The following is a 14,098-nucleotide window of genomic DNA, read 5'->3' as shown; positions in this document are numbered from 1 at the left end:
GTGAGTTCGCGTTCTCATCCGACTCTTATGGACGGCTTATCCGGCCGTCACCGGTGCTGCCTAGCTTCGGCCGCATGTTCTTCACCTACCTCCGGCGCGAGCTGCGCCGCCGCAGGAAGGCGGCGCTCGTCGTCGCCTCCGGGCTCGCCCTGGGCATCGCCCTCGTCATCGTCGTCACCTCCGTCTCGGCGGGCATGACGCGGGCCCAGGACAAGGTCCTCCAGTCGCTCTACGGCCTCGGCACGGACATGACCGTCACCAAGGCCCAGACCCCGCCCGCCGAGGGCGACGCCGCGGCCCGCCCCCGGTTCAGGTTCGACGCGAAGGGCGAGGACGACGCGAACGCCGGGGCCGAGCAGAGCAGCGACCTCGTGATGCCCCAGGGCTTCCAGACCCTCGACGCCACCACCGTGGAGAAGGTGTCCGGCCAGAGCGGGGTCGCGCGGGCCGTCGGCGGCCTCAGCCTCCAGGTGATGAAGGTCAACGGGCAGTTCAAACGTGGGGAGTTCAAGCGCGCGGAGGGGCAGTCGGGCGGCGGAGCCGCCGCCAAGCCGGGCGCCACGGGCGGCGGCCAGGGCGGTACGGTCGAGGGCGGCGGTGCCGACTTCGACGTCAACTCCTTCTCCGTCTACGGCGCGGACGTCGCCCACCCCGAGCTGGGCCCGCTCACCACCTCCAAGATCACCTCGGGCCGCACCTTCGCGGCCGGTGAAAGCGACGCGGCCGTCGCCGTCGTCGACAGCGCCCACGCCACGAAGAACAAGCTCGCCGTCGGATCCGAAGTCGCCGTCAAGGGCGTCAAGTTCAAGGTGATCGGGATCGCCACCGCCGACAGCGGCGACGCGGCAGCCAACGTCTACCTCCCGCTCAAGCAGGCCCAGACCCTCGCCGGAACCCCCGGCAAGATCACCACGGTCTACGTGCAGGCGAAGGACTCCCAGGCGATCGGCTCGGTCAAGCAGGCCATCCAGAAGAACGTCCCGGACACCACCGTCACCACCTCGGCCGACCTGGCCGACACCGTCTCCGGTTCGCTCTCCACCGCCTCCTCCCTCGCCTCCACCGTCGGCACCTGGCTCTCGTACGCGGTCCTGCTCGCCGCCTTCCTCGTCGCCGGCCTGCTGACCTCCTCGGCCGTGTCCCGGCGCGTCCGCGAGTTCGGCACGCTCAAGGCGCTCGGCTGGAAGAGCGGCCGCGTCACGGGGCAGGTCGCGGGCGAGGCCCTGGTCAACGGGCTCATCGGCGGCGTCCTCGGCATCGGCCTCGGGCTCGGAGCCGCGTACGCCATCACCGCGATCAGCCCGCAGCTGACGGCGCAGCTAGCCGGCGGCGCCGACCGGCTCCAGGGCCCGGGCGGCGGGATGATGCGCTCCGCGCAGCAGGGCGCCGGCAAGGCCTTCGACATCGCGCTCACCGCGCCCGTCTCGCTCTCCACCATCGGCCTGGCGGTCGCGCTCGCGGTCGCGGGCGGACTGATCGCGGGAGGCTTCGGCGGCTGGCGCGCCTCCCGGCTGCGGCCGGCGGACGCCCTGCGCCGCGTCGAATAGCCGCCGCCCGGCCGGCAGCCGTCACCCGCCTCCCCCCGCTCGTACCACCGCCCCGCAACCCGAGGGAACGAACCAGAGATGTACCAACTCACCGGTGTCACCAAGCGCTACCGGCGCGGCAAGGAATCCATCGACGCGCTCGCCGGCGTGGACCTGACCATCGAGGACGGTGGCCGGCTCGTCATCCAGGGCCCCACCGGCGGAGGCAAGTCCACCCTGCTCCAGATGCTCGGCGCCCTGGACCGCCCGACGGCGGGACAGATCGTCCTCGACGGACTCGACCTCGCCACCGTCTCCGAATCCCGCCTCACCCGGTTCCGTGCCGAGAACATCGGCTTCGTGTTCCAGTCCTTCAACCTGATCCCCACGCTCACCGCGCAGGAGAACGTCGAAACGGCCCTCGTCCCGCTCGGCCTCAAGGCCCGCGAGCGGCGCGACCGGGCCGCCGAGGCGCTGGACTCCGTGGGCCTCGGCGAGCGGATGGGGCACCTGCCCGGGGAGATGTCCGGCGGCCAGCAGCAGCGCGTGGCCATCGCGCGGGCGCTGGTGAAGCGGCCCAAGGTGCTGCTGGCCGACGAGCCGACCGGCAACCTCGACGAGTCCATGCGCGACGAGGTCATGGAGCTGCTGGAAGGGCTCTGGAAGGAGCACGGCCTGACCTTCGTCATGGTCACCCACGACAGCGCGCTCGCGAAGCGGGCCCCGCGGGTGGCGACGATCCGGCGCGGCAAGGTGACCGTCACCGAAAACGCCTGAGCGCGCCGCTACCCTCCGGTGTGGGGTCCGGAGCCGGTTTAGGGTCCGGAGCATGACGATCACCGCACTCTCCGTGCCCCCGACCGACACCGAGATCGACCACTGGTGGGCCGTCCTGGCGGCAGCCAGGACGGCCGACCTGCCGGGGACTCCGCCGCCCTCCCGGACGGAGGTGGCCGGAGCGCTGCGGGTGCCGTCGGTGCGGGGACGCTCGCTGTACTGGGCCACGGAGGACGCGGTCGCCTCCCTGGTCCTCTTCACCGACGGCACCAACGACCACACCGCTTTCCTGGACGAGCTGACCGTACGACCCGACGCGCGGCGGCGCGGTGTGGGCGCGGCCCTGTGGGAGCGGGCCCGCGAGGAGCTGCTCGCGGACGGCCGTACGTCGGTGGCGACGGAGGTGGACCTGGGCGGCCCGGGGCAGGCGTTCGCCGAGTCCGTGGGCTTCGAGAACGTCCTGTCGATGGCCTGGTACGTGCAGGACGTGCACGAGGCGCGGTGGGTCCAGGGGGCACGGGCCGCGAAGGAAGGGGCGGCGCCCACCCCGCCCGGCTACGAGCTGCACTGCTGGCCCGGGCTGGTCCCCGACGCGTGGGCGCGGGCCGCGGCCGTCGCCCACGGGGCGATGGAGGACGCGCCGTCGGGGGAGCTGGACCAGCGGATCCAGACCTGGACGCCGGAGCGGCTGCACGCGGCCCAGCGCAAGATCCTGGACCGGGGCGGTGCCCTGACCACGGTCGCCGCCGTCACCCCGGACGGCGAGGTGGCGGCCTACACGGAACTGGTCCTGCCCGATCCGGCGGGCCCGCGCGCGCTCCAGTACGACACCGTAGTCGTCCCCGCCCACCGGGGCCACGGCCTCGGCCGCACGGTCAAGCTCCGCATGCTCGCGGAGGCGGCGACCCGCCACCCGGACCTGCGCACCATCGCCACCTCGGTGGCGGACGACAACACCCCGATGCTCACGGTCAACGCGGCCCTGGGGTACCGGCGCGAGCGCGGGGTCGGCTACTTCCAGCTGCGGCTGCAGTCGTAGCCGGGGGCGCGGTCCTACGGGGCGGATTCCCCGACGGGGCCCGGGGCGCGGTCCCGCTCCCGCTCCGGGGCGGCGGCGGACGCGGACCAGGAGGCGAGGAGGCGCAGGGCGTCGGCCGAGGGGGAGCCCGGGGCGGCGTGGTAGGTGACCAGGAACTGCGCCGGGTCGTCCGGGAAGGCCAGCGTCTCGAAGGAGAGCGCGAGCTCGCCGACCAGCGGATGGCGCAGCCGCTTGACGCCGTGGGTCTTGTTGTCGGCCACGGTGTGGGCCGCCCACAGCCGCCGGAACTCCTCGTTCTTGACCGACAGCTCGCCGACCAGCGCGGACAGCCGTTCGTCGTCCGGGAACTGTCCGGCGTACATGCGCAGGTTGCTCACCACCTCGCACGCCCGGCATTCCCAGTCCGCGTACAGCTCCGCCGTCGCCGGGTCCAGGAACACCAGGCGCACCAGGTTGCGCTCCTGCGCCGGGAGCGCCCCGAAGTCGCCGAAGACGGCCGCGGCCAGCGGGTTCCAGCCTATGACGTCCTGACGCCGCCCGACCAGGTACGCCGGTACGCCGTCCATCGCGTCCAGCAGTGTCCGCAGTTGCGGCCGGACCTGCTGGGGGCGCGGGGCCTGGCGGCGCTTGCGGGGCTTGGGGCCGGCCAGGTGGCTCAGGTGCGCACGCTCCGTGTTGTCCAGGCGCAGGGCCTGGGCGATGGCGTCGAGGATCTCCGCCGACACGTTCTGGCCGTGGCCCTGCTCGAGACGCGTGTAGTACGCGACCGACACCCCGGCCAGCTGTGCCAGCTCCTCGCGGCGCAGGCCCGGGACCCGGCGGTGGCGCCCGTAGTCGGGCAGGCTCACGTCCTCGGGCCGCAGCCGGGCGCGCCGGGAGCGCAGGAACTCGCCGAGTTCGGCTCGCTGATCAAGGTGGTCCATTACCTCAGTATCCCCGCGCGGGGGTGCGGGCCGGGGGCGTGAGCCTGACCCCGCCAAGGGTAGGTCCGCCAGACCTAGGCAGGGCAGGGGGATGGGTGTCCGGAGCGGGACGGTGCAGGCTGTGAGCACGCGGCAGCCACACAAGGCCGTCGCACACAGCAGTCTTCCGAGGAGTCCCACCGTGTCCGTCACCCAGGTCGCCGCCTACGCCGCCCCCGCGCCCAAGGCCCCGCTGGAGCGCATCACCGTCCCGCGCCGTCCGGTCGGTGCGCACGACGTCCTCATCGACATCAAGTTCGCCGGCATCTGCCACTCCGACATCCACCAGGTCACCGACGGCTGGGGCGAGGGCATCTACCCCATGGTCCCGGGCCACGAGATCGCCGGTGTCGTCGCCGAAGTCGGCCCCGAGGTCACCAAGTTCGCCGTCGGCGACCGGGTCGGCGTCGGCTGCTTCGTCGATTCCTGCCGCGAGTGCGAGCAGTGCCTCGCGGGCCAGGAGCAGTTCTGCGCCAAGGGCATGACCGGCACGTACAACGCCCTCGACAAGAACGGCGAGCCCACGTACGGCGGTTACTCCACGCACGTGGTCGTCGACGAGAACTACACCGTCCGCATCCCCGGCGGCCTTCCCCTCGACATCGCCGCCCCGCTGCTGTGCGCCGGCATCACCCTCTACTCCCCGCTCAAGCACTGGCAGGCGGGCCCCGGCAAGCAGGTCGCGATCGTCGGCCTCGGTGGTCTCGGCCACATGGGCGTCAAGATCGCCCACGCGCTCGGCGCCGAGGTCACCGTCCTCTCCCAGACCCTGCGCAAGCAGGAGGACGGGCTCAAGCTGGGCGCCGATCACTTCTACGCCACGAACGACGAGGCCACCTTCAAGGAGCTGGCCGGCCGCTTCGACCTGATCGTGTCCACGGTCTCCGCGCCGCTGGCGCTCGACGCCTACCTGGGCCTGCTCAAGGTGGACGGGGCCCTGGTCAACGTCGGCGCCCCGGAGGAGCCGGTCTCGCTGAACCTGTTCTCCGTCATCGGCGGCCGCAAGACCCTGGCCGGCTCGATGATCGGCGGGATCGCCGAGACGCAGGAGATGCTCGACTTCTGCGCGCAGCACGGGCTCGGTTCGGACATCGAGGTGATCCGCGCGGACGAGGTCAACGAGGCGTACGTGCGCGTCCAGTCGGGCGACGTCCGCTACCGCTTCGTCATCGACACCTCGACCATCTGAGCCGTCGTCGTCTGAAACGAGTCCGACGGCGGCCCCCGGGCGCACGTTCATCGCGTGCGCGTCCCCGGGGGCCGCCGTCACACGCTTTTCATGCCCCGTGCATGGTGTCGGCGGCCGTCCGCGCGGACGATCTTCCCACCAGCCTTCTGCCACCGGGGAGTTCGAGATGTCCAGCCGCCGCCACTTCCTCGCGGGTTCCGCGGCCGCCGCCGCCGGATTCGCGGCGCTCCCGCAGGCGGTCCGGCCGGCGCGGGCGGCTGCCGCCGAGTCCGGGACCGGGGCCGTGGCCGGGGGGCCGCCGAACCTCGTGGTGATCCTGGCCGACGATCTGGGCTACGGCGACCTGGGCGCGTACGGCCAGAAGCTGATCACGACCCCGCGCATCGACCAACTCGCCGCCGAGGGGCTCCGGTTCACCGACGCCTACTCGGCCGCCGCCGTCTGCGCCCCCTCCCGCGCCGCGCTGCTGACCGGCCTGCACACCGGCCACGCCGCCGTCCGGGCCAACCCCTCCAGCGGCGGTCAGGGCAGCCTCGGCGCGGGCGACACCACCTTCGCGGAGGTGCTCCGGGCACGCGGGTACCGTACGGGCCTCTTCGGCAAGTGGGGCTTCGGACCGGAGGCCGGGAACCAGCCGAGCCACCCGTCCGCGCGGGGCTTCGAGGAGTTCTACGGGTACATCGACCACGGGCACGCCCACGAGTACTACCCGGCGTACCTCTGGAACGGCAACGCCAAGGAGACCGTCCCGACGGGCACCTTCGCCCCCGACGCGATCGCCGCGCGCGCCCTCGGCTTCATCGACGCCCACGCCGCCGGCCCCGACCCCTTCCTGCTCTTCCTCGCCCCGAACCTCCCGCACGCCCCGAGCGAGATCCCCGACGCGAGCGCCTACGCCTCCCGGTCCTGGACGCAGGCGAACAAGTCGCACGCGGCGCAGATCAGCCTCCTCGACGCGCAGGTCGGCGCGGTCGTCGACCGGCTGAAGGCGCGGGGCGTCGCGGAGCGCACGGTCGTCCTGGTGGCCTCCGACAACGGCCCGCACGAGGAGGGCGGGGTCAACCCGGACCTCTTCGACGCCAACGGTCCGCTGCGCGGCTACAAGCGCAACCTGTACGAGGGCGGCATCCGCGTCCCCCTCGTCGCCTGGTCCCCGGGCCGGATCGCCCCCGGCACCACCAGCGCCCGTCCCACCCCGCTCTACGACCTCCTGCCCACCCTCGCCGACCTGGCGGGCGGCGCCCCGGCCCCCTCCGACATCGACGGGCTCTCGGCGGCCCCCGTCCTGAACGGCGCCCCGGCGCTCGCCCCGGTCCACGACCACCTGTACTGGTACCGGGACGAGCAGGGCGTCACCAGCCGGGCCAACACCCAGGACGGCGGCCGGGCGAAGCAGGTGGCGGAGGCCATCCGCAAGGACCGGTGGAAGGCCGTACGGTTCGCCCCCGCGCGGGACCGGACCGTACCGGACGCGCAGTGGCGGTTCGAGCTCTACGACCTGACCGCTGACCTCGCCGAGAAGCAGGACGTGGCGGCGGCGAACCCGGCGGTGGTGGCCTCCCTCACCGCCCTGCTCCGCTCCTCCTGGGCCGATGTGTACACCCGCCGCCCCTGGGGCCTGACCACGACCGCCTCCCCGTCCGCCGGCACGCTCACCACCACCCTGGCCAACGGCACGACCCGCGCCTGGGCCGACGCCCGGGTGTCGCTGAGCGTCCCGGCGGGCTGGACCGCGACGCCCGCGGGCCCCGCCGCGACGGCCTCCCTCGGCCCGGGGCAGTCCCTGACCACGGTGTGGACCCTCACCGCCCCGCAGGGGGCCGCCGCCGTCACCCTCACCGCGTCGGCCACGGCGGGCGGCTCCGCCTTCACCGCGCGGGCCCCGTACGCCCCGCTGCCCGCGCCGCCCACGCGGGACAGCTACCTCAGCGACCTCCCCTGGGTCTCCGCGTCCAACGGCTGGGGCCCGGTCGAGATCGACCGCTCGAACGGCAAGCAGGCGGCGGGCGACGGCACCCCGATCGCCTTCGGCGGGGTCGCTCACGCGAAGGGCCTCGGCGTGCACGCCCCGTCCGAGATCGTCTACCACCTGGGCGGCCGCGGGAACCGCTTCACGACCCTGGTCGGCATCGACGACTTCTCGAAGAAGCAGTCGGCGGCCGGGGCCACCCGCGCGACGGTGCGCGGCGACGGCCTGATCCTCGCCACGACGGGCGTCCTGACCGCCGCCTCGGGACCGACGGCGCTCGACGTGGACGTGCGCGGCGTCCGGCTCCTCACCCTGACGGTCGAGGACGCCAACGCGAACTCCGCCTTCGACCACACCTCGTGGGCGTCGGCCCGGGTGACGGTGGTCTGACGGGCGCAGGTCTGACGGGCGCCGGTCCGACGGGCGCCAGGGAACGGAAGGAGCCCCGGACCCCCGCGCACGGCGGGGGTCCGGGGCTCCTGCGTGCTGCCGGTCAGCCCTCGGCGCGGGCCACGCCGATCGGGCAGGAGACACCGGTGCCGCCGATGCCGCAGTAGCCGCCGGGGTTCTTGTCCAGGTACTGCTGGTGGTACGCCTCGGCGGGCCAGAAGGGACGCTCCGACGCGGGCAGCACGGCCGTGGTGATCGTGCCGTGGCCGGAGGCGGTCAGGACGCGCTGGTAGGCCTCGCGGGAGGCTTCGGCGGTGGCCTGGGCGGCGGGGGAGTGGGTGTAGACCGCCGAGCGGTACTGGGTGCCGACGTCGTTGCCCTGGCGGAAGCCCTGGGTGGGGTCGTGGGACTCCCAGAACAGCTTCAGCAGGACCTCGTAGGAGACCAGGGAGGGGTCGAAGACGACCCGGACCACCTCGGTGTGGCCGGTGCCGCCCGAGCAGACCTCTTCGTAGGTCGGGTTCTCGGTGAAGCCGCCCTGGTAGCCGGCCAGCGTGGTCCACACCCCCGGGGTCTGCCAGAACTTGCGCTCGGCGCCCCAGAAACAGCCGAGGCCGAAGTCCGCGACCTCCAGGTGGGCGGGGTAGGGGCCCGCGAGGGGGTTGCCGAGCACGGTGTGCGCGGCCGGCAGGCCGAAGAGCGGCTCCGCGCGGCCGGTCAGGGCTTCCTCGCGGGTGGGGAGCTCGGGCGTGCGGCGGTACGAGAACATGGATTCCCTCCTTGTGGTCTACCGGTAACGGCATACGGCCTGCCGGGATTCCCGCGCTCCGGCCGCCCCGCCCACCTGGGCGGGGCGGCCGTCTCCGCATGTCCGTGTGTCCGTGTGCCCGTCAGTGCGGCAGCGTCGCCGGGGAGCCGCCGTTGGCCTCGTAGCCGGCCACCGCCAGGGCGCGGTAGATCGCGTACGAGGCGGCCGGGTCCGGGTCGGCGGACCAGGGGAGGGCGCCGACGTAGCCGTCCACGTGGCGGATCTGGTCCATGGCCTCCGCCCAGCGTTCGCCGCCGACCAGGAAGAGGATCAGGAGGTGGCGTACGTGCGCCAGCATCGGGTCGTCGGGACGCGCGCTGTGGACCGCGTACAGCGCTCCCTCCACCGCCCGGGTCACCGACGCGCTCTGGTGGAAGCTGCGGATCAGGACGACGTCCGGGATGTGCTCGTAGAGGGCGAAGAGGGGGAGCGCCGCCAGCAGGGAGCCCTGCGGGGCGCGGGCCGCCGCGTGGTGGGTGAAGGCGTCGGCCTTCTCGCGGGAGCCGTGCCACTTCTCGCACCAGTAGTTCAGCGCCGCCAGGTGCGCGCCCATGTGCTGGGGCGCCCGGTCGATGATCTTCGCCCACAGCGCGTCGTACTCGGGCTCGGAGTAGTGCAGCATGCGCGCCACGGACAGCTCGATGATGTACGGGACCGGGTCGCCCGGGGCCAGCAGCGCGGCCTTGTGGCAGGACTCCCGGGCCTCCTCCGCGATGATGCGCACGTCGGCCTCGCTCATGCCCTCCGGGCGCCGCCACATCTGCTGCGCCAGCAGCTCGGCGTGCACCTGCGCACCGGCCGCGTCCTTCGGGGCCTCCAGCCGCCACGCCTTCAGCCACGCGGCCCCGGCCCCGGGCTCCTGGGAGAGCTCCAGCGCCGCCGAACCGGCGAAGGCCTGTACGCGCTGCCAGCGCACCTCACCCTCCCGGGGGGTGCCGGCCAGCAGCTGGGAGGCGGCCTGCCACTGGCCGGTGCGCCGCACGTGGTCGAGGGCGTCCATCAGGTCCTGGTCGGGGCCGGGGACCCGGATGTCGAGCTCCTCCTGGAGGGCGAATCCGTAGTCCGCGGGGTCGGCGGCGTCCGGGCTCCCGGGCGTGACCAGGCGCAGTCCGCCGCGCCTGCGCCGCAGGATCGGTGAGAGGGCGGCGAAGAGCAGACCCATCGCGAGCAGGAACCACAGAATCTCCATGACCCCAGCGAACCAGACCGACCCGTGGATAAGCCAATAGGAGGCAAAGAGAGCCGGGGAGGGGGAGCTCCGGCGGGTGTCCCGCAAGCCCCGGGGCGGGGCCGCGGAGGGCCGGTACGGGGCATAGCATCGGGTTCATGAGCGACGACAGCCACGAGCACCAGAGCTTCGAGACCCGCGCCATCCACGCGGGCAATACGGCGGACCCGCTGACCGGCGCGGTCGTACCCCCGATCTACCAGGTGTCCACGTACAAGCAGGACGGCGTCGGCGGACTGCGCGGCGGGTACGAGTACAGCCGCAGCGGCAATCCGACCCGTACCGCGCTGGAGGAGAACCTCGCGGCGCTGGAGGGCGGCCGGCGCGGCCTCGCCTTCGCGTCCGGGCTCGCCGCCGAGGACTGCCTGCTGCGTACGCTGCTCTCCCCGGGCGACCACGTGGTCATCCCGAACGACGCGTACGGCGGCACCTTCCGCCTCTTCGCGAAGGTCGTCTCCCGCTGGGGCGTCGAGTGGTCGGTCGCCGACACCTCCGACCCGGCGTCGGTGCGCGCGGCGATCACCCCGAAGACCAAGGTCATCTGGGTCGAGACCCCCTCCAACCCGCTGCTCGGCATCACGGACATCGCCGTCGTCGCCGACATCGCGCGGACGGCCGGCGCCAAGCTGGTCGTGGACAACACCTTCGCGTCCCCTTACCTGCAGCAGCCCCTCGCGCTCGGCGCGGACGTGGTCGTGCACTCGCTGACCAAGTACATGGGCGGCCACTCCGACGTCGTCGGCGGCGCGCTCGTCGCCGCCGACGCGGCGCTGGGCGAGGAGCTGGCCTACCACCAGAACGCCATGGGCGCGGTGGCCGGTCCCTTCGACTCGTGGCTGGTGCTGCGCGGCATCAAGACGCTGGCCGTCCGCATGGACCGGCACGCGGAGAACGCCGGCAAGATCGCCGAGATGCTGGTCCGCCACCCCAAGGTCCACACGGTCCTCTACCCGGGCCTGCCCGAACACCCGGGCCACGAGATCGCCGCCAAGCAGATGCGCAACTTCGGCGGCATGATCTCCTTCCGGGTCACCGGTGGCGAGGAGGAGGCCGTCGCGCTCTGCGACCGGACCAAGATCTTCACCCTGGGCGAGTCCCTCGGCGGCGTCGAGTCCCTCATCGAGCACCCGGGCCGCATGACCCACGCCTCGGTGGCCGGCTCGGCCCTGGAGGTCCCCGGCGACCTGGTCCGGCTGTCGGTCGGCATCGAGAACGCCGACGACCTGCTGGCCGACCTCGCGCAGGCGCTGGGCTAATCAGCCGTCCGCACGGCCTACCAGGTCTCCCCGTCCTACCAGGGCGGGGAGACCTCGCTCGAAGGCGTCGACCACGCGCCGGTCAGCGAGGCCCACACCACGAAGGCCACGACCGCCGCCCACAGCAGGGCCCAGCCCGTCCGCCGCACGGCCCTGCGGCGGCGCAGCAGCCGGTCGCCGCGCGCGGCCGCGCCCGCCGCCAGATCGGGCGGCACCGCCGGGTAGGGCCCCTCCAGCAGCTGTCTGACCTGGGCTTCCCGGGGGTCGGAGCGACTCATGCCGCCTCCTTGCGGTGGGCGTCCGGCGGGGTGCCGGGGGCGGCACCGGGCGCGGCACCGGGGCGGGAGCGCAGCTGTGAGACGGCCCGGTCGCACAGGGCCCGCACCCGGTCGGGCGCCAGCCCCAGCTGCGCGGCCGTGACCTCCTCCGCGACCCCTTCGTAGAGCCGCAGCACCACGACGAGCCGCTCCAGCGTGCTCAGCCGCCCCAGCACCCCGCTGCCCCCGTGGTGGCGGCGGCCGGTGCGGGCGAAGGCGGCGCACAGCTCCTGGCGGGTGTGGTCGTACGGGTCGTCCCCGCGCAGCCGGTGCCAGTTCGCGTACGTACGGGCCAGCGCGCCGCCCAGCAGCCCGCGCGCGGCGGGCGCTTCGGCCGCGGAGTCGGCATCGGCGTCGGCCGCGGGCGTCGCGGGCTCCGCCGTCAACAGGATCGCGACGCGCAGGAGTCGCCCCGCCGCGCCCGCGACGAAAGCTTCGAACTCCGCGTAGGGGCCCGGCCCGTGGTCCACAGTCCACATAGTGCGGCCGGAGGGACCGCCTCGGAAGGGGTCGGGCGCCAGTCGGGCCTCAGTCGGGCTTCAGCCGGGCCTCAGGAGGCGGGGCCGGCCTCGGACCCGGGCTCGGAGCCGGCCGACATCAGCTCGGACAGCGAGAGGTTGAAACGGGTCAGCAGACCGGTGAACGCCACGCGCTCCTCCTCGTCCCAGCCGTCCGTCACCCGGGCCATCAGCTCGCGCCGCGAGGAGCGGACCTCCTCCAGCCGCGCCAGCCCGCGCGGGGACAGCGCGAGCACCACGGCCCGGCCGTCCTCGGGGTGCGAGGTCCGCTTGACGAGGCCGCTGTCGACGAGCGGGGCGACCTGGCGGGTCACGGTGGAGGAGTCGATGCCCATGCCGCCGGCGAGCGCCTTCACGCCCATCGGGCCTTCCAGGTCGAGCCGGTTCAGCAGCAGGTACGCGGCCCGGTCCATGGAGTTGCGGGCCTGGCCGACCCCGCCCAGGCGGGTCTGCTCGGCGCGCCGGGCGAAGACCGCCACCTGGTGCTGGAGCGCGTCGAGGAGACCGGCTTCGGCGGGCGCGCCGGCCGGTGCGGGCAGGTCGGAACTGGCCGGGGTGGAGGGCATGGCCGTGGGCTCTCTTCGCATGGGGCCGACAAGGATGGGGGACAGAGTACGCGGCCGTGCGACGGCTCGTACTCCTCGTACAAGAACTGATACGGCGGCGGTGGAACGGCGACTACGAGCCGTCCCGCATGGCGAGATTTCGCCCCTCCGGCCGGGCCTGCGGCCGGGCGCCCGCACCGGCTCCCGCCCGGCCCCGCACCGCCCGGCGGCCGCCCGGCTCACCCGTCCCGCCCAGCGCGGCGGAGCACGCGGCGGACCGGCTGCGAGACTGGCCGTATGAACTACCGCGTGCCGCAGCCCGTCCCGCAGGTCATCCTCGACGACGTCCGGGGGGCCCAGAAGATGCTCTCCGGCGTGTCCCGGGTGACCGCGATGGAGGGCAGTCGGTACCTCTCCTCGCTCACCGGCTCCCCGGTCCACCTCAAGTGCGAGAACCTCCAGCGCACCGGCTCCTTCAAGCTGCGCGGCGCGTACGTGCGCATCGCGGGCCTGCGCCCCGAGCAGCGGGCCGCCGGGGTCGTCGCCGCCAGCGCGGGCAACCACGCCCAGGGCGTGGCGCTGGCCTCCTCCCTCCTCGGGGTCCGCTCGACCGTGTTCATGCCGGTCGGGGCGCCCCTGCCGAAGGTGGCCGCGACCCAGGACTACGGCGCCGAGGTGCGGATGCACGGGGAGGTCGTGGACGAGACGCTGGCCGCGGCCCAGGAGTACGCGGACCGCACGGGCGCGGTGTTCATCCACCCCTTCGACCACCGCGACATCATCGCGGGCCAGGGCACGGTCGGCCTGGAGATCCTGGAGCAGTGCCCCGAGGTGCGCACGATCCTGGTCGGCATCGGCGGCGGCGGGCTCGCCGCCGGGGTGGCGGTCGCGGTGAAGGCGCTGCGCCCCGACGTACGGGTGATCGGGGTCCAGGCGGCGGGCGCGGCCGCGTACCCGCCCTCGCTGAAGGTCGGGCACCCGGTGTCCATCGACAACCCGAACACGATGGCGGACGGCATCAAGGTGGGGCGGCCCGGCGACATCCCCTTCAAAATCATTGGCGAGCTGCTGGACGACGTCCGTACGGTGTCCGAAGACGCGCTCTCCAGTGCGCTGTTGCTCTGCCTGGAACGGGCGAAGATGGTGGTCGAGCCGGCCGGGTGCAGCCCGGTGGCCGCCCTGCTGAGCGAGCCCGAACGGTACGGGGACGGCCCGGTGGTGGCCGTGCTGTCCGGCGGCAACATCGACCCGCTGCTCCTGCAGCGGATCCTGCGCCACGGCATGGCGGCGGCCGGCCGCTACCTGTCGCTGCGGCTGCGGGTGACCGACCGGCCGGGGGCTCTGGCCGGTCTGCTGGGGGTGTTGTCAGTGGTGGATGCGAACGTGTTGGACGTGAGCCACGTGCGGACGGATCCGCGCCTGGGGCTCACGGAGGTGGAGGTGGAGCTGCACCTGGAGACGAAGGGGCCGAAGCACTGCGCGGACGTCGCGCGGGCGCTGCACGGCGCGGGGTACAAGGTCATGAGCTAGCGGGCTCATCCCACCTTCCCTCACCCCTCGGGCGACACTCCCCG

General features: G+C 73.6%; 13 protein-coding genes. 7 read left to right on the top strand and 6 right to left on the bottom strand.

The features are described 5' to 3' along the window. The first annotated feature begins 74 nt into the window (after positions 1 to 74). From ACFYYB_RS16105 to ACFYYB_RS16095, 3 genes are all read left to right on the top strand, one after another. Positions 75 to 1,547: an ABC transporter permease gene (locus ACFYYB_RS16105; RefSeq protein ID WP_389435845.1), complete on the top strand. Its 1,473-nt coding sequence runs from the start codon at positions 75 to 77 to the stop codon at positions 1,545 to 1,547. Positions 1,548 to 1,625: 78 nt separating this feature from the next. Further along, the gene (locus tag ACFYYB_RS16100) at positions 1,626 to 2,303 is read left to right on the top strand and encodes an ABC transporter ATP-binding protein (protein WP_254382571.1); all 678 of its coding nucleotides are present in this window, start codon (positions 1,626 to 1,628) and stop codon (positions 2,301 to 2,303) included. 52 nt (positions 2,304 to 2,355) lie between these two features. After that, positions 2,356 to 3,342: a GNAT family N-acetyltransferase gene (locus ACFYYB_RS16095; RefSeq protein ID WP_389435844.1), complete on the top strand. Its 987-nt coding sequence runs from the start codon at positions 2,356 to 2,358 to the stop codon at positions 3,340 to 3,342. A gap of 14 nt (positions 3,343 to 3,356) precedes the next feature. Here the strand turns inward: ACFYYB_RS16095 and ACFYYB_RS16090 are convergent, their stop codons facing one another. Further along, positions 3,357 to 4,265, bottom strand: a complete 909-nt coding sequence (locus ACFYYB_RS16090; protein WP_389435843.1) for a helix-turn-helix domain-containing protein — start codon at positions 4,263 to 4,265, stop codon at positions 3,357 to 3,359. Between the two features lie 181 nt (positions 4,266 to 4,446). Here ACFYYB_RS16090 and ACFYYB_RS16085 point away from each other — a divergent pair, with 181 nt between their 5' ends. Both ACFYYB_RS16085 and ACFYYB_RS16080 read left to right on the top strand, forming a co-directional pair. Continuing rightward, a complete protein-coding gene (locus ACFYYB_RS16085; RefSeq protein ID WP_389435842.1) occupies positions 4,447 to 5,493 on the top strand; it encodes an NAD(P)-dependent alcohol dehydrogenase in 1,047 nt (348 codons plus the stop codon). 166 nt (positions 5,494 to 5,659) lie between these two features. Continuing rightward, positions 5,660 to 7,852: a sulfatase-like hydrolase/transferase gene (locus ACFYYB_RS16080; RefSeq protein WP_389435841.1), complete on the top strand. Its 2,193-nt coding sequence runs from the start codon at positions 5,660 to 5,662 to the stop codon at positions 7,850 to 7,852. Between the two features lie 103 nt (positions 7,853 to 7,955). Here ACFYYB_RS16080 and msrA read toward each other — a convergent pair whose 3' ends face one another. After that, a complete protein-coding gene (msrA, locus tag ACFYYB_RS16075) occupies positions 7,956 to 8,621 on the bottom strand; it encodes a peptide-methionine (S)-S-oxide reductase MsrA (protein WP_327304931.1) in 666 nt (221 codons plus the stop codon). Positions 8,622 to 8,742: 121 nt separating this feature from the next. Beyond that, on the bottom strand, positions 8,743 to 9,849 hold the full coding sequence (locus ACFYYB_RS16070) for a hypothetical protein (protein WP_389435840.1): 1,107 nt from the start codon (positions 9,847 to 9,849) through the stop codon (positions 8,743 to 8,745). Positions 9,850 to 9,986: 137 nt separating this feature from the next. On the opposite strand from ACFYYB_RS16070, the gene ACFYYB_RS16065 reads away from it, so the two are divergent. Further along, on the top strand, positions 9,987 to 11,144 hold the full coding sequence (locus ACFYYB_RS16065; RefSeq protein WP_266905149.1) for a cystathionine gamma-synthase: 1,158 nt from the start codon (positions 9,987 to 9,989) through the stop codon (positions 11,142 to 11,144). 35 nt (positions 11,145 to 11,179) lie between these two features. Here ACFYYB_RS16065 and ACFYYB_RS16060 read toward each other — a convergent pair whose 3' ends face one another. From ACFYYB_RS16060 to ACFYYB_RS16050, 3 genes are all read right to left on the bottom strand, one after another. Then, positions 11,180 to 11,422 carry a hypothetical protein gene (locus ACFYYB_RS16060; protein ID WP_389435839.1) on the bottom strand — a complete coding sequence of 81 codons (243 nt, stop codon included), beginning with the start codon at positions 11,420 to 11,422 and terminating at the stop codon, positions 11,180 to 11,182. Continuing rightward, positions 11,419 to 11,931 carry an RNA polymerase gene (locus tag ACFYYB_RS16055; protein ID WP_389435838.1) on the bottom strand — a complete coding sequence of 171 codons (513 nt, stop codon included), beginning with the start codon at positions 11,929 to 11,931 and terminating at the stop codon, positions 11,419 to 11,421. Before ACFYYB_RS16055 ends, ACFYYB_RS16060 begins: the two co-directional genes overlap by 4 nt. Positions 11,932 to 12,011: 80 nt before the next feature. Beyond that, positions 12,012 to 12,545, bottom strand: a complete 534-nt coding sequence (locus tag ACFYYB_RS16050) for a MarR family winged helix-turn-helix transcriptional regulator (protein WP_389436218.1) — start codon at positions 12,543 to 12,545, stop codon at positions 12,012 to 12,014. 276 nt (positions 12,546 to 12,821) lie between these two features. Between ACFYYB_RS16050 and ilvA the strand changes: the two genes are divergently transcribed. Next, positions 12,822 to 14,054 carry a threonine ammonia-lyase gene (ilvA, locus tag ACFYYB_RS16045; RefSeq protein WP_389435837.1) on the top strand — a complete coding sequence of 411 codons (1,233 nt, stop codon included), beginning with the start codon at positions 12,822 to 12,824 and terminating at the stop codon, positions 14,052 to 14,054. Positions 14,055 to 14,098: the final 44 nt, after the last annotated feature.

This window comes from Streptomyces sp. NPDC002886 (assembly GCF_042888445.1).
In the GTDB taxonomy this organism is placed as follows: domain Bacteria; phylum Actinomycetota; class Actinomycetes; order Streptomycetales; family Streptomycetaceae; genus Streptomyces.
Note: the sequence above shows the minus strand (reverse complement) of the source record. Positions and strands in the feature narration are given on the sequence as shown.

Coding starts and splice junctions, on each gene's coding strand:
- ACFYYB_RS16105 (WP_389435845.1), top strand. CDS start 75: ATGTTCTTCACCTACCTCCGGCGCGAGCTGCGCCGCCGCAGGAAGGCG.
- ACFYYB_RS16100 (WP_254382571.1), top strand. CDS start 1,626: ATGTACCAACTCACCGGTGTCACCAAGCGCTACCGGCGCGGCAAGGAA.
- ACFYYB_RS16095 (WP_389435844.1), top strand. CDS start 2,356: ATGACGATCACCGCACTCTCCGTGCCCCCGACCGACACCGAGATCGAC.
- ACFYYB_RS16090 (WP_389435843.1), bottom strand. CDS start 4,265: ATGGACCACCTTGATCAGCGAGCCGAACTCGGCGAGTTCCTGCGCTCC.
- ACFYYB_RS16080 (WP_389435841.1), top strand. CDS start 5,660: ATGTCCAGCCGCCGCCACTTCCTCGCGGGTTCCGCGGCCGCCGCCGCC.
- msrA (WP_327304931.1), bottom strand. CDS start 8,621: ATGTTCTCGTACCGCCGCACGCCCGAGCTCCCCACCCGCGAGGAAGCC.
- ACFYYB_RS16070 (WP_389435840.1), bottom strand. CDS start 9,849: ATGGAGATTCTGTGGTTCCTGCTCGCGATGGGTCTGCTCTTCGCCGCC.
- ACFYYB_RS16065 (WP_266905149.1), top strand. CDS start 9,987: ATGAGCGACGACAGCCACGAGCACCAGAGCTTCGAGACCCGCGCCATC.
- ACFYYB_RS16060 (WP_389435839.1), bottom strand. CDS start 11,422: ATGAGTCGCTCCGACCCCCGGGAAGCCCAGGTCAGACAGCTGCTGGAG.
- ACFYYB_RS16050 (WP_389436218.1), bottom strand. CDS start 12,545: ATGCCCTCCACCCCGGCCAGTTCCGACCTGCCCGCACCGGCCGGCGCG.
- ilvA (WP_389435837.1), top strand. CDS start 12,822: ATGAACTACCGCGTGCCGCAGCCCGTCCCGCAGGTCATCCTCGACGAC.